The 15,999-nt window shown below is 63.3% G+C and carries 18 protein-coding genes and 2 pseudogenes; 12 read left to right on the top strand and 8 right to left on the bottom strand.

Annotated elements, in window-relative coordinates; translation table 11 throughout:
• Nucleotides 1-79: 79 nt before the first annotated feature.
• The 3 genes from IEX72_RS13615 (at nucleotide 80) to IEX72_RS13605 (ending at nucleotide 2,419) form a co-directional block, all read left to right on the top strand.
• Nucleotides 80-973, top strand: a complete 894-nt coding sequence (locus tag IEX72_RS13615) for a YihY/virulence factor BrkB family protein (protein ID WP_188788270.1) — start codon at nucleotides 80-82, stop codon at nucleotides 971-973.
• The gene (locus tag IEX72_RS13610) at nucleotides 970-1,446 is read left to right on the top strand and encodes a hypothetical protein (RefSeq protein WP_188788268.1); all 477 of its coding nucleotides are present in this window, start codon (nucleotides 970-972) and stop codon (nucleotides 1,444-1,446) included. The genes IEX72_RS13615 and IEX72_RS13610 overlap by 4 nt, the downstream gene beginning before the upstream one ends.
• Before the next feature lie 67 nt (nucleotides 1,447-1,513).
• Nucleotides 1,514-2,419 carry a phosphatase PAP2 family protein gene (locus tag IEX72_RS13605; RefSeq protein WP_229663849.1) on the top strand — a complete coding sequence of 302 codons (906 nt, stop codon included), beginning with the start codon at nucleotides 1,514-1,516 and terminating at the stop codon, nucleotides 2,417-2,419.
• 13 nt (nucleotides 2,420-2,432) lie between these two features.
• On the opposite strand, the gene glnA is transcribed toward IEX72_RS13605, so the two are convergent.
• The gene (gene glnA, locus IEX72_RS13600; protein ID WP_188788265.1) at nucleotides 2,433-3,806 is read right to left on the bottom strand and encodes a type I glutamate--ammonia ligase; all 1,374 of its coding nucleotides are present in this window, start codon (nucleotides 3,804-3,806) and stop codon (nucleotides 2,433-2,435) included.
• 78 nt (nucleotides 3,807-3,884) lie between these two features.
• On the opposite strand from glnA, the gene lrp reads away from it, so the two are divergent.
• Complete coding sequence (lrp, locus tag IEX72_RS13595; protein WP_449405234.1) at nucleotides 3,885-4,394, top strand: HTH-type transcriptional regulator Lrp; 510 nt, start codon at nucleotides 3,885-3,887, stop codon at nucleotides 4,392-4,394.
• A gap of 30 nt (nucleotides 4,395-4,424) precedes the next feature.
• On the opposite strand, the gene IEX72_RS13590 is transcribed toward lrp, so the two are convergent.
• Nucleotides 4,425-5,342 (bottom strand): HFX_2341 family transcriptional regulator, encoded by a 918-nt coding sequence (locus IEX72_RS13590; RefSeq protein WP_188788260.1) that lies wholly within the window; start codon nucleotides 5,340-5,342, stop codon nucleotides 4,425-4,427.
• Between the two features lie 147 nt (nucleotides 5,343-5,489).
• On the opposite strand from IEX72_RS13590, the gene IEX72_RS13585 reads away from it, so the two are divergent.
• The 3 genes from IEX72_RS13585 (at nucleotide 5,490) to IEX72_RS13575 (ending at nucleotide 8,751) form a co-directional block, all read left to right on the top strand.
• On the top strand, nucleotides 5,490-6,893 hold the full coding sequence (locus tag IEX72_RS13585) for a selenium-binding protein SBP56-related protein (RefSeq protein ID WP_188788258.1): 1,404 nt from the start codon (nucleotides 5,490-5,492) through the stop codon (nucleotides 6,891-6,893).
• The gene (locus tag IEX72_RS13580; RefSeq protein WP_188788256.1) at nucleotides 6,894-7,379 is read left to right on the top strand and encodes a 2Fe-2S iron-sulfur cluster-binding protein; all 486 of its coding nucleotides are present in this window, start codon (nucleotides 6,894-6,896) and stop codon (nucleotides 7,377-7,379) included.
• 598 nt (nucleotides 7,380-7,977) lie between these two features.
• Nucleotides 7,978-8,751 carry a 23S rRNA (uridine(2552)-2'-O)-methyltransferase gene (locus IEX72_RS13575; protein ID WP_188788254.1) on the top strand — a complete coding sequence of 258 codons (774 nt, stop codon included), beginning with the start codon at nucleotides 7,978-7,980 and terminating at the stop codon, nucleotides 8,749-8,751.
• Between the two features lie 30 nt (nucleotides 8,752-8,781).
• On the opposite strand, the gene IEX72_RS13570 is transcribed toward IEX72_RS13575, so the two are convergent.
• Entirely contained in the window at nucleotides 8,782-9,495 is a 714-nt protein-coding gene (locus IEX72_RS13570) for a queuosine precursor transporter (protein ID WP_188788308.1), read from the bottom strand.
• Nucleotides 9,488-9,661 carry a ribbon-helix-helix domain-containing protein gene (locus tag IEX72_RS13565; RefSeq protein WP_188788252.1) on the bottom strand — a complete coding sequence of 58 codons (174 nt, stop codon included), beginning with the start codon at nucleotides 9,659-9,661 and terminating at the stop codon, nucleotides 9,488-9,490. Before IEX72_RS13565 ends, IEX72_RS13570 begins: the two co-directional genes overlap by 8 nt.
• A 431-nt stretch (nucleotides 9,662-10,092) precedes the next feature.
• On the opposite strand from IEX72_RS13565, the gene IEX72_RS15675 reads away from it, so the two are divergent.
• From IEX72_RS15675 to IEX72_RS13550, 4 genes are read left to right on the top strand one after another with little or no spacing between them, the layout of a single operon-like run.
• Nucleotides 10,093-10,794, top strand: a complete 702-nt coding sequence (locus IEX72_RS15675) for a hypothetical protein (protein ID WP_449405233.1) — start codon at nucleotides 10,093-10,095, stop codon at nucleotides 10,792-10,794.
• Nucleotides 10,794-11,666, top strand: a complete 873-nt coding sequence (locus IEX72_RS13560) for an FAD:protein FMN transferase (protein ID WP_425603796.1) — start codon at nucleotides 10,794-10,796, stop codon at nucleotides 11,664-11,666. The genes IEX72_RS15675 and IEX72_RS13560 overlap by 1 nt, the downstream gene beginning before the upstream one ends.
• On the top strand, nucleotides 11,614-12,114 hold the full coding sequence (locus IEX72_RS15275) for a thrombospondin type 3 repeat-containing protein (protein ID WP_326838265.1): 501 nt from the start codon (nucleotides 11,614-11,616) through the stop codon (nucleotides 12,112-12,114). The genes IEX72_RS13560 and IEX72_RS15275 overlap by 53 nt, the downstream gene beginning before the upstream one ends.
• Nucleotides 12,114-12,656: a hypothetical protein gene (locus tag IEX72_RS13550; RefSeq protein WP_188788250.1), complete on the top strand. Its 543-nt coding sequence runs from the start codon at nucleotides 12,114-12,116 to the stop codon at nucleotides 12,654-12,656. The genes IEX72_RS15275 and IEX72_RS13550 overlap by 1 nt, the downstream gene beginning before the upstream one ends.
• A 275-nt stretch (nucleotides 12,657-12,931) precedes the next feature.
• On the opposite strand, the gene IEX72_RS13545 is transcribed toward IEX72_RS13550, so the two are convergent.
• From IEX72_RS13545 to IEX72_RS15590, 3 genes and pseudogenes are all read right to left on the bottom strand, one after another.
• On the bottom strand, nucleotides 12,932-13,447 hold the full coding sequence (locus IEX72_RS13545; protein WP_188788248.1) for a winged helix-turn-helix transcriptional regulator: 516 nt from the start codon (nucleotides 13,445-13,447) through the stop codon (nucleotides 12,932-12,934).
• A gap of 3 nt (nucleotides 13,448-13,450) precedes the next feature.
• Nucleotides 13,451-13,738 carry a hypothetical protein gene (locus IEX72_RS13540; RefSeq protein ID WP_188788246.1) on the bottom strand — a complete coding sequence of 96 codons (288 nt, stop codon included), beginning with the start codon at nucleotides 13,736-13,738 and terminating at the stop codon, nucleotides 13,451-13,453.
• A gap of 68 nt (nucleotides 13,739-13,806) precedes the next feature.
• Nucleotides 13,807-13,986 (bottom strand): annotated as a pseudogene (locus tag IEX72_RS15590) (RNA-guided endonuclease TnpB family protein); the annotation flags it as partial.
• A gap of 597 nt (nucleotides 13,987-14,583) precedes the next feature.
• Here IEX72_RS15590 and IEX72_RS13535 point away from each other — a divergent pair.
• Nucleotides 14,584-14,790, top strand: a complete 207-nt coding sequence (locus tag IEX72_RS13535) for a hypothetical protein (protein WP_188788243.1) — start codon at nucleotides 14,584-14,586, stop codon at nucleotides 14,788-14,790.
• Between the two features lie 50 nt (nucleotides 14,791-14,840).
• On the opposite strand, the pseudogene IEX72_RS13530 reads toward IEX72_RS13535, so the two are convergent.
• Nucleotides 14,841-15,929: pseudogene (locus IEX72_RS13530) on the bottom strand (RNA-guided endonuclease TnpB family protein); the annotation flags it as partial.
• Nucleotides 15,930-15,999 lie beyond the last annotated feature (70 nt).

Here is a 15,999-nt window from a genome sequence, read left to right as displayed (position 1 = left end):
TCAGCGGGCGTCGAAGGCCACGTGTCCGCTTGTGGCGTTCGGACGGACAGATGGTGCGAGCGTACCGAATGCCGGCGGAGTGGCCGTCGTCTGCGCCGTTGTCGAGACCGTCCGCGACCGCGACGTGGCCTTGCTGGCAGCGGGGATCTCCTACTACGTCCTCGTGTCTCCGGTCCCGCTTCTGATCTTAGGGGTCGTCGCCGCGACGGTTGTCGGCGGGGTCGACCTCGCAACCCGGGTGCTGGACGTCGCCGGCGGTATCTCCTGCCGACGTGGTCGGAGGTGGTCGCGGCGGCGCTGGCGGACCGCCCCGGCCGGGGGGCGCTGTCGGTCATCAGCCTGGCCGTCACAGTGTGGGGCGCTGAAACTGTTCCCCGGGGTCGACGTCGCGTTCGCTCGGAGCTACGGCTATCGCACGAGCCCGATCCACCACCAGCTCACCGACGGGGTCGTGGTGCTCGTGACGCCCGGCGTCGCGGCGCTGGGGGTCGTGGTCACGACGGCGGTCATCGCTGTGGTCGACCTGCCGTTCGTGGGTCTCGCGGGGTCGCTCGTCCTGCTTTCGTTCCTGGTCGTGGCGTGTCTGCCCCTGTACGCCGTGATCCCGGACGTTTTGGTGCCGCTCCGGAGCGCGGTTCCGGGGGCGTTGTTTTCGGCCGTCGGGTGGACAGGACTGGGCGCGGTGTTCAGCATCTACGCGAGGATCGTTACGGGTGTCACCGGCGCACTCGGCGGGGTATTGCTTCTCGTCACGCGGTTCGACGTCTCGGGGATCCCGGTGCTGACCGGCGCCGCGGTCAACGCGGTGCTCGCCGATCGCGTCGGGGCGTCGACTCGTCGTGCGGACGCCGACGGCCGACGGCCGACGGCCGGCGGGAGTTCGCGCCGGCGGCCGCGGGCGGGGCCGGCGACCGCCGGGACCGAGACCGGCAGGTACAACAGCCGCGGGGCCGAGGTGCCGACCGGACGATGAGCGCCGAGGACGCGACAACGCCCGACGACGCCGGCGAAGGGGGCGACCCTGCCGAGAGCGCGACCGCCGACGGGGAGACTGACGTCGACCCACGCGGCGCGCCCGACATCGAACAGCTCAACCGCCGGGTCGAGGAGCTCCAGGCGGACCTCGCGGAGTTCGAGGCGGACATACAAGAGCGGACCGTCGACCGCCCGACGCTCAAAGCCGACCTCGAGCGGTACGTCCGCGGCCGGCTCCGTCGGGGCAAAGCACGCGGGTGGGGGCCGTACCTCGTTCTGCTCTACGGCACCGCGGCGACGATATCCGCCTTTTATTTCCTCGACGACGACCTGCTCGCGGTTGCGGCGATGGTTATCATCTACCTCTCGACGCTCGGGCTCTACGCCCTGTTCGTGGTCTTCGGCGTCGGGCTGAACGCCTTGGGCGTCCCCGGCCGGTTCGTCGACTGGATCCGCGACCGGCGGTCGTGAGCCGGTGCCGTTGCCGCCTTCCCGAGTCCCGCAGCTATTTGTCTCTCCGATGGTGAGGGTCGGAGCGATGACACTCCCCACGGCCCCGCTTGCCACCCGCGGCGTCGGCGAGGTCGCGTTTGCGGCGTCGCTTCCGGAAGCGGTCGTCGCGATCTTCCGACTGCTCACGCACCTGGGGAACCCGTACCTCCTCTTGGGCTGCGTCGCGGCTGCGTACCTCTTCGGCGACCGGGTCGGGATCTCCCGGCAGGGCGCCGCGTTCGCGCTCGGACTCGGGCTGTGTGCGATCGGACTGGTGTTGGGGCTGAAGCAGTTCTTCGGGCTTGCCCGCCCACCGATCTCCTACCGGAGCGGACTGGGGTTTCCCAGCGGCCACGCGCTCGGGTCGACGGCGTTTTGGGGCGGTGTTGCCGTCCTTGCCGACCGCGGCCGGTGGCGACGCCGGCTCACGGCCGCGGGTGTCGTGATCCTCGTCGTGGGGGCCTCAAGGGTTCTCATCGGCGTCCACTACCTCGTTGACGTCGTCGCAGGTGTCGGAGTCGGGATCGCGCTGCTTGCGGTCACCCTGGGGCTCGGTCCGGGGCTCTCGGTGGCGGGGTCGACCGGGCCGCTCACCCGCCCCAACCACCACCACGTGGCGGGGTTGTTCGCGCTGGCGCTGGCGCTCGGCGTCGCGGGGCTTGCGGTCGCCCCCGGCGAGAGCGAACTCCTCCTCGGGGTCGGGACCGCTGCGGGGGCGCTTGCGGGGTGGGTGCGGTTCGGCCGCCGGGCGGCCGCGGCGACGGTGGCGGCCTCAGCGCGGTCGCTCGCGGTCGGCAGCGGCGGGCTTGCGGTCGCGCTGGCGGCGATGGCCGGGACCACGGAGCTTCTGGACGCCGCTGTGGCCGTCGTCGGCGCCGGGGTCGTCGGCGCCGTCGTTCTGCTGTGGCTACCGCTGGCGGCGAGCGGGTCGAAAAAAATACCCGACGGCTGATCCGCGTCGGCGTTCAGTACTTCTCGAGGTACCGGTCGAGTTCCCACTGGGAGACGTCGATACGGTACTCGTCGTACTCCTGGGATTTGGCCTCGACGAACGAGTCGTAGACGTGCTCGCCGAGGGCGTCGCCGATGACTTCGTCTGCCTCCAAGGCGTCGACGGCTTCGCCGAGGTTCTCCGGCAGCGTGTCGATGCCGTACTCCTCGCGTTTGGCTTCGTCGAACTCGTAAATGTTCTCCCGGATCGGGTCGGGGGCGTCGAGATCGTGCTCGATCCCGTTGAGTCCGGCTGCGATCAGCGCGGCGAAGGCGAGATACGGGTTACACGAGGGATCGGGGAAACGGGCCTCGATCCGACTCGCGGCCGGGATCCGCGCGGCCGGTTTCCGGATCAGCGCCGAGCGGTTCCGGTCGGACCACGCGATGTAGACCGGCGCCTCGTACCCGGGCACGAGGCGTTTGTAGCTGTTGACCGTCGGGTCGGTGACGGCCGTGATCGCGGGGGCGTGCTCCAGCACGCCGGCGAGGAACGAGTGGGCCGTGTCGCTGAGATCGAACTGGTCGCTCTCGTCGTGGAACGCGTTGCCGTCCTCGTCGAACAGCGAGATGTGGGTGTGCATACCCGAGCCGTTGATCTTCGGGATCGGCTTGGGCATGAAGGTCGCGTGAAGGTCGTGTTGGGCCGCGATCGCGCGGACGACCGTCCGGAAGGTTGCGACGTTGTCGGCCGTCGACAGGGCGTCGTCGTACTCGAAGTTGATCTCGTGTTGGCCCTGCGCCACCTCGTGGTGGCTGGCTTCGATCTCGAAGCCCATATCCTCTAAGCCGTGGATGATGTCGCGGCGGACGTCGCTGGCGAGGTCCTTCGGTGCGAGGTCGAAATAGCCGCCGGCGTCGCCGGTTTTGGTAGTCGCCCGTCCGTCCTCGTCTTCCTCAAAGAGGAAGAACTCCGGTTCGGGCGCGACGTTGACCTCGTAGCCCAGCTCCTCGGCGCGGGCGAGAACGTTCTTCAGCACGCGGCGGGGATCCCCCTCGAACGGTTCGCCGGTGGAGGTGTTGATCACGTCGCAGATGAGCCGACCGGAGGTGCCGTCGCGCCACGGCAGGATCGCGAACGTCTCGGGGTCGGGCTTGAGCCGCATATCCGACTCCTGGATTCGGACGAACCCCTCGATCGAGGAGCCGTCGAAGTAGATCCCCTCGGTGAACGCTTTTTCGGCCTGCGTCGCGGGAACGGCGACGTTCTTCACCGTACCGAGGATGTCGGTGAACTGGAGTCGGAGGAACTCCACGCCTTTCTCGTCGATCTCGTCGATGACGTCTTGTGCTTCGGCTGAGAGGCCACCGTCGGCGACGGCGGACCCTGGTGTGCTTTCGTCCGTCATATCCTGGACAGTCGAATCCGAACAGTCCCAGTATAAAGACCTTATCGTTTGGTGCAAATCCCCCTGGCGTCCGGCCTAATTGGATATTCGTTAAATTCTAATGCCAGTAGTGACTTACTGGGTGTAATGACGTACGAAAACCTCGACGCAAAGCTGATCAACGCACTACTCGGCGACGGTCGCGCGAGTCTCCGGAGCCTCGCGGAGGATCTGGACGTTTCGGTCACCACTGTCTCGAACCACCTGCGCGATCTTGAGGACCAGGGCGTGATTGAGGGGTACACCCCCCGCGTGAACTACGACGCGCTCGGATACGACGTCACCGCAATCATCCAGCTCAAAGTCGAGGGCAGCGCCTTGCCCGACATCACCGACCGGCTTCGCGGGCAGAAACAGATGACGACGGTCTATGAGGTAACTGGCGACTACGACGTCATCGCGATTGGGAAGTTCACCGATACCGACGGTATGAACGCCCAGATCAAGGAGTTGCTCACCGACGCGGACATCCGGGAGTCGAACACCAGCGTCGTGCTCAACTCCGTCGTCGAAAACGCCCAGTTCGACCTCGACCTCAACGAGGAGTAGGGGCCGTGCTGCCGGCCGAGGCTGGGGGCGTCACCCCCGATCGGCCAGCGAGTCGTCCTCGGCGTGGGCGCGCACCCACAGCTGTCCGATCCGGGAGAGCCGTGTCCGGTAGGATTTCCCGTGTTCCTCGCGTTCGATGTATCCCTTTCCACCGGGACCGAGCCGGTCGACGTTGTAGATCACTTTCGACCGGAAAGAGTCGGTGTACTCCTCGTTCATGTCGCGGGCGAGGGTCTCGGCGAGCTCCGACACGGAATCGAACTCGCCGTACTCCCCGAGCTCGAAGAGGATGATCTCCTCGAACGGCTTCACGCTCCGGAACGACGCCACCGGCAGTTCCACGATGTGCTTGCCACCGATCTCCTTCGCGCCGATGGTGGTGCCGCGCTCGTCGAACTCCGCGATCAGATCCGCCGCCGAGTCGTGGCGCTCGCGGATCCGCTCGTCATCGACCTCGCCGTCCGACTGCAGATCCGCCAGCAACTCCTTGCCCGCCCGCACCTCCTCCGCTAAGTCGGTTTCGAGGTATTTTTCCGGGGCGGTGTAGTAGGTGTGGATCCGCTCTCTGTCCTCCTGGCGTTCGATCATGATTGAGTGGGCGGCGGTGGCGAACGCGAACGAGACCGGCCGGGGCATGGCGGAGACGTTCACCCACACCTCGGAATCGGCGGCGGCGTCGAGTTCGGCGTTGATCAACTCGTAGGCCTGCTCGAACGCGGCGTCGTAGTCGTAGACGTCGGCGACCACGACGCGCTCAGTGTCGGCCCCCAGCAGGTTCCGGAAATCCTGTTCCAGTGTCTCCGAGAGATTCCGGGAGTACTCCACGTTCGACTCGGACCCGACCGCGCCTCCGAGCAGGATCACCCGGTCGACATCCCGCTGGTCTCGAATGAGCGGCGCGATCAACCGGTCGTAGTCGAAGCCGACCGGCACGATGTGGGTCTGCATACCCGTCGGTTCTTCGGTCGGCGTGTTAAGCGTTGTAGTCCGGAGGACCACTCTGCGGCGGGGGCCGAGACTACCGTATCGGGGAAGTATCAAAGATAAATAACATTGACCAACTATTAATTATCTCGGATGCGAACCCACACGGGAATGAGCATCGACAACACGTCTCACGAAATGGACGACCACGGCCACGAACACCACGAAGTCGAGGGGCCGGGGTATCCGACGCCGGCGGCGATGCGGACCGAGAGCGAGCGCGAGAAGACCGCCTACGTGATGGGGCTCCGTGTCGGCATGGAGACCGGCGGTCACGACTTCGTCGGTGTCGTCGACCTCGACCCCGAGTCGGACACCTACAGCGAGCTCATCGACACCATCGAGATGCCGAACAGGGGCGACGAACTCCACCACTTCGGGTGGAACGCCTGTTCGTCGTCGTGTCACGCCGAGGGGTTGTCCCGGCAGTATCTGGTTGTCCCCGGCCAGCGTTCCTCGCGGATCCACATCATCGACGCCGAAGACCCCCGAGATCCCGAGATGGCGAAGGTCATCGAACCCGAGGAAGTCTTCGAACACGACCTCTCGGCACCGCACACCGTCCACTGTGTCCCCGGGGGCAAAATCGTTGTCAGCATGCTCGGCGACGCCGACGGCGAACTCCCCGGCGGGTTCCTCCAGCTGGATCAAGAGGATTTCAGCATCGACGGCCACTGGGAGGCCGACCGCGGCGGAATGGACATGAACTACGACTACTGGTACCAGCCGCGCCACAACGTTATGCTCTCCAGTGAGTGGGCCGCGCCGAACACCTACTACCCGGGCTTCGACCTCGACGACGTCGAAGCGGGCAACTACGGCGACAGCATCCACGTCTGGGACTGGGAGACTCGCGAACACCGCCAGACCTTAGAGTTCGGCGAGGAGGGCCTGATTCCGCTGGAAGTCCGGATGAGCCACAACCCCGAGGAGACACAGGGGTACGTCGGCGCGGCGCTGTCCTCGAACGTCATCAGGTTCTATGAGGCCGACAACGGCGATTGGGACTGGGACGTCGTCATCGACGAGGAGCCACGCGAACACGAGGACTGGGATATGCCCGTTCCGCCGCTCATCACGGATCTGCTGTTGTCGCTCGATGACCAGTATCTGTTCTTCTCGAACTGGCTGCACGGCGACGTGCGGATGTACGACGTCAGCGACGCGGGCAACCCGCGGCTGGTTGATCAGGTGTGGGCCGGCGGGGCGTTCGGAGAGCGCCAACAGGTGCAGGGCCACGAGATTCGCGGGGCGCCACAGATGCTCCAACTGTCCCGTGACGGGCGGCGCCTCTACTGGACGACGTCGCTGTTCTCCTCGTGGGACAACCAGTTCTACCCCGAGATGGCAGAAGACGGATCGTTGATGCTCAAAGCGGACGTCTACCCCGAAGACGGCCGGATGGAACTGGACGAGGAGTTCCTCGTCGACTTCGGCGACGCGCCCGGCGGGCCCGCGCGAGCCCACGAGATCCGCTGGCCCGGCGGCGACTGCACCAGCGACGTCTGGCAGTGAATGACGAGACCCGAGAACGACGACGGCGAACCGCCCGGGGGCGAGAACGACGACGGCGAACCGCTCGGGGGCGAGAACGACGACGGCGAACCGCTCGGGGGCGAGAACGACGACGGCGAACCGCCCGGGGGCGAGAACGACAGCGGCGAACCGCTCGGCGACGGGCAGGCCGGCCGCGTCGTCGAACTCGTCTGGCCCGCCGGACGGGCCGAGACGCTACGGGTTAGAGGCGACGAATCCATTGTCGACGCCGCCGAGACGGCCGGTGTCGCCGTACCGTACGGGTGTCTGTACGGGGCGTGTGGCACCTGCACCGCCGAACTGCTCAACGGAGAGCTCCGCCACACGGACCCCCCGCGGGCACTCAAAGACCGCTCGCTCGATGTCGGGTACGTGCTTCCCTGTATCGGAACGCCCGAAACCGACTGCCGGCTCCGTGTCGGCCACGAGATCCAGGCGGAAGTGGTCGGGACACCCTGGAAGTAGTGCTGTCGGTCGGAGCCACCCGGATCCCTTCGATACCGCTGGGGTGTCGTACTCCGTCACACGAGCGGGGCGATCACGCAGACTCGTCTGTGGCCGTTCACGGCCGGCTGTGAAACAACACTGCGGGGGCGTTGTCGGTGGTGATGCTCGCCCACGCGGCGCACAATATGCCCCCCATCGGGGATGCTGCTGGAGACGTCCCCGCCGTGTTCAGTGTCCTCTCCGGAGACACGGTATTCTATCTGCTCTGTGCGTCGCTCATCGTGTTGCACGCCGGATCGCAGACGTTGACGCGCGAGAGAGACACCTGCCCGACATCCCCGGGTAACGCAGCGGGCAGACGACTAGTCAGCCCCGCGGTGAGTATGGTGCGGCGACCGAGCACGGAGCGACCCTGTCCCGTCAGCGTACCGTTGTGGGCGCGTTCCCGCCGATTTCTGGGTAAAACTCGTATGACGAAGCGAAAATCCGCTGAAAGGGGTGGAGAACGGAGCCGATTCGATGTCGCTTTGGGAGTTGGCCGCGTTGTGATTGATATGAACGCGAACCCGTCGGCGAGTGGTGGGCAGAACGCGCCAGAGGAGGGAGCGAGCTACACGTGACGAACCGAGACAGCTACTACAACAAGGCCAAACAGGAGGGGTACCGAACCCGCTCGGCGTACAAACTGAAACAGCTCGACGACGCCGCGGGGCTGTTGGGTCCCGGCAATACCGTCGTTGACCTCGGTGCCGCCCCCGGCGGGTGGCTCCAGGTCGCCGCCGAGGCGGTCGGGGAAACTGGGACGGTCGTGGGCGTTGATTTCCAGCGGATCGACGACCTCGACGCCGACACGGTCGAAACCATCCGTGGCGACATGACGGACGAAGAGACCAAACAGCAGCTCCGCGAGCGGATCGGCGCCGAGGGGGCAGACGTCGTGATCTCGGACATGGCCCCGAACATGACCGGCGAGTATTCCGTCGACCACGCCCGATCGGTTCACCTCGCCCGGCAGGCGCTCGAAGTCGGGCTGGAACTGGTGCCCGCAGGCGGCGACTTCGCCGCCAAGGTGTTCGACGGCCGCGACGTGGACGACCTCCGGGCGGACATCGATACGGAGTTCGAGTACGTCCGAACAGTGCACCCCGACGCCTCGCGGGACGCCTCCTCTGAGCTGTATCTGGTCGGGAAACACCGGATCACCGCGCCGGTCGCCGAGGGCGAGGAACTCGACGCCGTCGTCGACGATGTCGGCAGCGAAGGCGACGGCGTCGTGACGGTCGACGGCTACGCGCTGTTCGTGCCCGGCACCGAGACCGGCGACGCGGTCCGGATCCGCGTGACCGAGGTTACACCGAACTTCGGGTTCGCCGAAGTGATCGAGGCGTAGGGAAGGCGGCGGTGACCGGATCCGTCGGCGTCACTCCGCGGCCCAGGGGTTGTCGTCGGCGTCGATCCGGGAGCCCCCGAACGCTTTCACCACCCCGTAGACGAACGGTGTATCCACGAGCGCGATCGCGAGCTTCAGCAGGTACTGGCCCACGATCAGCGAGAGAATGACCGAGAGCGGGGTTGGATCGCCGAGTCCGAGCACCCGCGGCGCGACGTAGAACGCCACCGAGACAAAAAGCACCGTGTCGATCGCCTGGCTTGTTGCCGTCGAGACGACGTTCCGGAGCCACAGCAGCGACGGGCCGGTGGCCTCGCGGATCCGGTGGAAGACGAACACGTCCCAGTTCTGGCTCACGAGGTACGCCACCAAGCTCCCGACCACGATGTTGGTGCCGGGCGCGAGCACCGACCGGAACTGGCCTGCCGCTTCGGGGTCCACCCCTGGGGCGAGGATCGTACTCCACACCAGAGCCAGAAGCACGAAATTCATGGCGAACCCGACATTAACCATCACCTGCGCCGCGCGCCGGCCGTAGAGCTCCGAGTAGCAGTCGGAAGCGAAGAAGGTGAGCGCGTACGCCAGGGCGGCCCCCGGCAGCACGATGCTCGCGCCGGTCACGGGCAGTTCGACCGGCAGTCCGAACGCCAGTATCTTCGACGCCGTCACCTGCGCCGTCGTCAGCGCGGTCACGAACAGCGCCACCAAGGCGATGCGGCCGGCGTCCGAACGGGCGTCACTCATCATCCAACCGGCCGTGCCGGGAGTCGATGTCGTCTAATACGTCGAGCGCCTTCCGGATCGACGCGCGGACCGCGTCGCTCCGGTTCACGAACTTCCCCTCGTCGCCGACGTGTTCGTCGAGGTCGTCGAGGAGTTCCCGCGGGATTTCCACGCTGATCTTTGGCATGTATTCGCGTACGAATATCTGGTTAATATATGACGCGGATTCCGGCCATCAGACTTCGACACTGCGTCGCTGTGGCGGGCATCGATCGGAGTCGGACGTCGAGAGCGCAGCCGGCGTGCAAAACGAGCGGGTGGGAGTGGAAGAACGGTGGAGCGAGTGAGTGGACCCGCGAGGGATCGTTACGGCGCTTTCACAACTCGGTGAGTCCGATTCGATGATTGGACGAAGATTCGATGGTTGGACGAAGATTCGATGGTTGGACGAAGATTCGATGGTTGGACGTGAAGCGATATTTATGGGTGGGTCCTCGCTCGAGATGTGATGCTAAGAAGCGAATCCTCGTCCGCCGGCAGGGCGTTGCGGTGCTCTCCATCGAGTACCGCTATAAACCAGTGTGGTCGTGGTGAAGGGTCGATCAGGTTGAACTCGGAGTGGCACACCCGAGGCTATCCCAGGCAGGTGAACTAGCTGTGCGCATTCCAGTCCCGACCAACAAGATCGTGATATTCACGCTGGTTGGCGCGCTACTGACCACGCTTGCTGCTGGTGGGCTGGCCGCTCCGAGCGCGCTCAATGGTGCTCTCCCAGGTGGGATCGCCGAGTCCAGCCTCCTAACGCAAGGCGGATCTGAAAACGCCGGCTCATCCGCCGCGCAGCCGACAGCCGCACCGCAAACTCCGGAACCGAAAGAGAACTTCACGCCCGCTGTGGAGACGCGCGTTGCTTCTCAGCAGGACAGTAGTACGCCTCTGACGCCAACCCCGACGGCCGTGGCGCAGACGCCGACTCCGAATCCAAACTTCACCCCGGCAGTACAGAACAAACCCAGCTCGGAGTATCAAGACCACGACGACGAAGAGGACGAAGAGGACGAGTATGACCGAGCGGGTGACCACGACGAAGAGGACGAAGAGGACGAAGAGGACGAGTATGACCGAGCGGGTGACCACGACGACGAAGAGGACGAAGAGGACGAAGAGGACGAAGAGGACGAGTATGACCGAGCGGGTGACCACGACGAAGAGGACGAAGAGGACGAAGAGGACGAGTATGACCGAGCGGGTGACCACGACGACGAAGAGGACGAGTATGACCGAGCGGGTGACCACGACGACGAAGAGGACGACGAGTGATGATCGGTGACACTCTCGAAGCAACGTATGAGCGGCTTGGACACAGTCGGCGGGAGTTCAAATGCTGTGATACTACCTGGGAGATCGAGGTGGTTGGGCTCCGGTCTCGGTCTGCCGTTTCGGCTGCGTGCCGGACCGCACACGCGCTTGAGGCTCAGCTTAACGCATTCGACGAGGCGAGTGCTGTCAGTCGGCTTAACGACGAAGGCGCAGTGACGAACGAACATATTGCCCGGATCGTCAGACGCGGACTGGCGTATTACGAACTGACAGACCGTGTATTCGACATACACCAAGGTCGAGTTGAGCACGACCTCAAAGGCTTCCTTCGCAAGGAGCGTGACACGCCACCTGCGAGTTTCGACACTGGAGCTGTAACGATTGAAGCGAATACGGTGTATACTGATGTCCCGCTCGACCTGAACGGTCTCGCCAAGGGGTATATAGTTGATCGGGTGTTTGAGACCGTCAATCGGGTGGGAAGACGCGGCTTCGTCAGCGGGGGTGGTGATCTGTCACCCCCGACCGGCCCAGTCGGAGTCGAGAGTCCGTACGGTGACGATACCCCGCTGAAGATACTCGATACCGACTGGTATGTTGCAACGTCGGGGGGATACCGTCGAGAGCGGGACGGGACCGACCACATTTACGATCCGACCACCAACCGACTCGGCTCGCGACACGAGTCCGTTACCGTGGTTGCCGAACGAGATTGTATGGCGGCTGATGCCTTCGCAACCACACTTGCGGCGCTCTCACTCACTGACGCGCAGTCGCTCGCGGACCGGTGTCCTGGCATAGAAGCACTCATCGTCCATAATGGAGTGTTTCACCCGACTGCTGGATTCAGTACCCATGTCCTGGACACGTAGAGAGCGCATCACGGTGATCGCGCTCGTTGTGGTTCTTCTCAGTCTCCCAATTAGCTTGCAGATTGGGAACGTGCGGGCCGTCCAGGAACTCGACGGGCAAGATCAAGCGCCCGTCACACAGACCGTGAGCCAGTCAGACTACGACGGAGACACCATCCCCGACCGGACGGATCGGTGTCCAACCCGCCCGGAAACACAGAACGGCTTCCAGGATCTGGATGGGTGTCCTGATACTGTTCGCACGGTTGAAGCTCCCAAAGCAGACCACACACCGGTGAATCAGACCGGGGGGAACGCCGCGAACACGCCGAAGCCAACACCTTCAGACTACGATACCGACGGAGTTGTCGACGCAGCCGATCGGTGTCCGACCCGTCCCGAGTCAAGGAACGGCTACCAGGACGGAGACGGGTGTCCGGACACGGTTACAACAACGGGAGCCTCGTAATGTCCGCAGTCGTTTGGTACTTGGACCGCGGCGCCGCACTCATCGCGTACCCATCGCTCTATTTAGCGGTGCTCACTGGGATCTTGTACAACACGCCTTCGTTTGGAATACTGCACACGGCCGCACAGCGGGTGCACATCGAACTCTCCGTGTTTGCGATGGTACTCACGCTGCTGCACGCGGCGGTGGGGCTGGTTGATAGCTGGATGGTTGTAACCGGGCAAGTTCCCGAGCCAGCGTATTCGGTGACGTATTTCGTTATCGGTGTCGGGGTCGGCTTCGGTGCGCTTGTTTTGCTCGTTGTCGCTGTGTTGGGGTTCATCGATGCGCAGCGGTTTAAACAGCCGTGGGGTCCGCGCGTCGTCCACGCGTTCACCTACGCGGGGTTCGCGTTTGGGACAATCCACGCGGTTGCGGTTGGTACTGATCTGCTGGGGCTGATCAAACCCATCATTGTTCCGTCAGTTGCCTTCTTGATCTACGTGTTGTTGGTGCGTCTCGTCGTACTGCGTGGGTTCCTTCCGAATAGCACAGCAAAGTGACGCTTCGCTCTCCCACCGTGGGCTTCGGCCGGGGACAAAGGCGTCGCAGTACCGCTCACGCGTCGGGTGAAAAGCGGAGACGGAAGGGACGTCTTATACCGTCGGCTATAGTCGCGTGACGTATTTCGACACCCCGGGGTGTCGAAAATCTTCACGTAGTTATAGCCGACAGTATCAGGCCCGTTCCGGCCCACGAGCAGAAAAGAGGGCAGTTCGGGGTGTGGGAGGTCATACTCACCAGCACAGTGCTTGCTGTCCGTGTGCCACCGTCTGGGCTAGTACCCCTCCCAGAGGCCGAGAATGCGGTCGACAACCCGATCCGTGAACGATTGCTGATAAACTGTGTAGAGATATTTCACACGGTCGGCATCGCTCACTTCGTAGACGACACGTCGTCCGTCCCGCTGCTTCGTCACGAGGTTCGATTCAGCGAGGTTCGAGAGGTGCCACGACACCGTCGATTGGGACTTTCCGAGTCGGTTGCTGAGGGCAGTGGTTGAGAGCGGGCCGTCAGCGATGAGGTGAGCGATAACCCGCCGACTGTACTCCCGACGCAGCGCGTTCATCACCGCCTGGTCTGCGTCATCGAAATCCGCAGCAGGATAGTATCTGGTGTACTGGCCGTCGTTGGATACTTCAACAAGCCCCTCGTCAGCCAGCCAGCGAAGTTGATACTGGATCGTGCCTTTTGCGTAGTCCAACTCGTCCAATAGCGCTCGAAAATGGACTCCTGGGCTGTCAGCGATCTGCTGATAGATGGCTCGTCTAGAGTCCAACTCCAGGTCCACCATTGATTATCCTCGCGTGATCGCAACAAAAAACGTAAGTAGACCGACAAGAATAAGAACTGCGAACCCGTGTTCTGCCAGCTCAAGAGCCTCGTAGGCGACGTATGGTGTCAGGAGATGTTCAGCCACAACCACCAGTCCATACACAGAGAACATCGCGTAGCCGACAGCGACGGTACGCATACGCAGATCGCGTTCGCGCTGCCAAGCGAGGTAACTGAACCCGCTCAGGACTGCTCCGACGAGGAAAATCCCGAGACTGACGTATAGTTCAACCAGTGACGCAAGGCTCATAGTTGAAGCGTAGTATGAACGCGGTGGTGACGTCTGGTACTGTGCATATCTGCAGGGGAGAGGATGAACTACCTCGCCCCGCTCGGCCTGACGGCCTCGCTGAGGGCGGGGGTACCCGCTTCCACGACGCGCTTCGCAGAGACAGCCGTATCCACAGGGTGTGCAGTCTCCACGGGCGTTAACGAGAGCGAAGCTCTCGTTCGCACATCAGAATCGCACAGCGATTCTGCGGACGGTGACGAGACGCGGAGCGTTTCGTCTCCACACCACGACTCTTCGATTTCTGGGGACGTTGCTTCGGAGTGTCTGATCCCTGGTTGTTCGACGGGGTGATTTCGTGGGACAATGCACGCTTCTTGTCGCATTTGAACGCTGCCCGTGTCCGTCGGCCTCGCAAGGCGTGAGTCGTTCCGAATGGAACGGCGAGCGTGTCGAAGCCGACAGGTCGGAACGGTCATATTGCTTCCACATTCGGCACTCGAGAATATAAGTGCTTGCGTGGGCCTGTGGGTAGTGTTTAGTTAGGAGTAATATCGGTGGGAACAGCAGAGAGACGGCCACGGAAGCCACCGCGGTCTCGACTCGGGGGCCTCGTTGTGCGCCTCAGCCTACGGCCTGTGGTGCTTACGTCGGCCGCTTTCGTCGAGACCGCGGCCCCTTCCAGTCCCGCCCGAGGGCGGTTCTTCGGTTGGCATCCGCTTCCCTAAACACGGCCGGCGTGTGAGCCTGCCGACGCGCAGTGTACGACCAGATGATTCCTGTGTCGACCGAGAACGTGCTCGCTCAGTTCTTAGGTGGTGGGAACCGGCGGTGAGTTTTTGATGTCGACAAACGAACTCTGGAGTATGTTAATCCGAATTGTTCTGGCAACCCTGGGGGTGCTTGAGTTGCTCTTCCCCAGACGGCTCACCGACTACGTGATGAACGTGACAACTGTGGGGGAGGCTACGTACGAGTACAAATCCTGGGTGTACAGCATCGCCAGAATTGAGGGGCTTGTCTTCATACTGGCCGCAATTAGGCTGGGGAAAGACCCGGATGAAGACGAGTGACATCCTCCTCGCCGTTTACGGCGAGGCTTCCCACGCATAGGGAATACCAGTCAGTCGTCGCTGGCAGAGGGTTTCGACTCTTTGTAGCCCGTGAGCGTCATCTGCGCTGGTACGCTCTTCGCACGGTGAGTCGTGGCGTTAACGAGACGCTTCGCGTCTCGTTCGCACACCAGAACGCGTCACGTTCTGGAGACGGTGTCACAACCGCTCCCATCCCGAGGTGAGTCATCGCGTTCCGCCTTGTCAAGAGGGACGCTCTCTCCCCACGGGTCAACCCGTCGTGCGATATTCGCGGAAGCGTTGATGTCAGCCTGAAACGTCGAAACGTTGCAATCGTCGTTCGGACACCGGAACTCAGCTTGTGAGTCCCGCCGACCCATATGGTGGCACGAGTGGCACGTCTGCGACGTGTACGCCGGATTCACGTACTCAACCGGGATGCCTGCTTCCGTCGCCTTGTCCTCGATGCGCCCTTCGAGCCGGGCGAACGCCCACGAGTGAAGCCGACGGTTCATGTACTTCCCGTAGTCGAGCCGTTCACCGATGTACGTCAACTCCTCCATCACCAATACTGGGTTCTTGAACTGTGTGGCGTACTCGACCGCTTCCCGAGACGCCTTCTCCACGATGTCGGTGAGCGCATTCTGGTAGTGACTGAATCGGTCTTCAACCCGCCACTCGGATGCGTCACGCTCTTGGAGTCGTTTCAGGGTCGTGTGCATCTCTTTGCGGAGATGGTTCGCTCTACTTCCGCTACACACGAACGGGTCAGTCGGAGAACCGTCCTTGAGGGCACAGCCCGTGATGAGGGCGTTTTCTCCGATGTCTAAACCGATGTGCGTAGCGTCACCGTCCGTCGCTGGTTCTTCGACCGGGTACTTGACGGTGACGTGCAGTACCCAGTTCTTCCGATGCTTCTGAAGCCGTATCTCGCCCGCCTTCGCGTCCTCCGATACGAGGTCGTGCCAGAGGTCTTCCTGCTCGGGGTTGATACGGAGCGGTATCCAGAAGTTCGTGCCCCGACCGGGACGGGGAACCCACCAAGTGAACTCGTAATCGCGTTCGGCGGAGTGGTCGAACTTCGCGGCTTGGTTCGTGAGCCGTACCGGGTGGCCGTCGTCCAATTCCTTGGCGTTGTACGCATCCGTTCTAGTTTAACGCCTCAATCGACTGCTGTCTACTGATTCGATATCGTCGCAACTACCCGAT

The sequence above is a fragment of the Halobellus salinus genome (assembly GCF_014646875.1).
In the GTDB taxonomy this organism is placed as follows: Archaea; Halobacteriota; Halobacteria; order Halobacteriales; family Haloferacaceae; genus Haloquadratum; species Haloquadratum salinum.
Note: the sequence above shows the minus strand (reverse complement) of the source record. Positions and strands in the feature narration are given on the sequence as shown.

Bases quoted from the DNA above. Each gene is read 5' to 3' on its own strand.
- IEX72_RS13610 (WP_188788268.1), top strand. From the start codon at position 970: ATGAGCGCCGAGGACGCGACAACGCCCGACGACGCCGGCGAAGGGGGC.
- IEX72_RS13605 (WP_229663849.1), top strand. From the start codon at position 1,514: ATGACACTCCCCACGGCCCCGCTTGCCACCCGCGGCGTCGGCGAGGTC.
- glnA (WP_188788265.1), bottom strand. From the start codon at position 3,806: ATGACGGACGAAAGCACACCAGGGTCCGCCGTCGCCGACGGTGGCCTC.
- IEX72_RS13590 (WP_188788260.1), bottom strand. From the start codon at position 5,342: ATGCAGACCCACATCGTGCCGGTCGGCTTCGACTACGACCGGTTGATC.
- IEX72_RS13585 (WP_188788258.1), top strand. From the start codon at position 5,490: ATGAGCATCGACAACACGTCTCACGAAATGGACGACCACGGCCACGAA.
- IEX72_RS13580 (WP_188788256.1), top strand. From the start codon at position 6,894: ATGACGAGACCCGAGAACGACGACGGCGAACCGCCCGGGGGCGAGAAC.
- IEX72_RS13570 (WP_188788308.1), bottom strand. From the start codon at position 9,495: ATGAGTGACGCCCGTTCGGACGCCGGCCGCATCGCCTTGGTGGCGCTG.
- IEX72_RS13565 (WP_188788252.1), bottom strand. From the start codon at position 9,661: ATGCCAAAGATCAGCGTGGAAATCCCGCGGGAACTCCTCGACGACCTC.
- IEX72_RS13560 (WP_425603796.1), top strand. From the start codon at position 10,794: ATGATCGGTGACACTCTCGAAGCAACGTATGAGCGGCTTGGACACAGT.
- IEX72_RS15275 (WP_326838265.1), top strand. From the start codon at position 11,614: ATGGAGTGTTTCACCCGACTGCTGGATTCAGTACCCATGTCCTGGACA.
- IEX72_RS13550 (WP_188788250.1), top strand. From the start codon at position 12,114: ATGTCCGCAGTCGTTTGGTACTTGGACCGCGGCGCCGCACTCATCGCG.
- IEX72_RS13545 (WP_188788248.1), bottom strand. From the start codon at position 13,447: ATGGTGGACCTGGAGTTGGACTCTAGACGAGCCATCTATCAGCAGATC.
- IEX72_RS13540 (WP_188788246.1), bottom strand. From the start codon at position 13,738: ATGAGCCTTGCGTCACTGGTTGAACTATACGTCAGTCTCGGGATTTTC.
- IEX72_RS13535 (WP_188788243.1), top strand. From the start codon at position 14,584: ATGTTAATCCGAATTGTTCTGGCAACCCTGGGGGTGCTTGAGTTGCTC.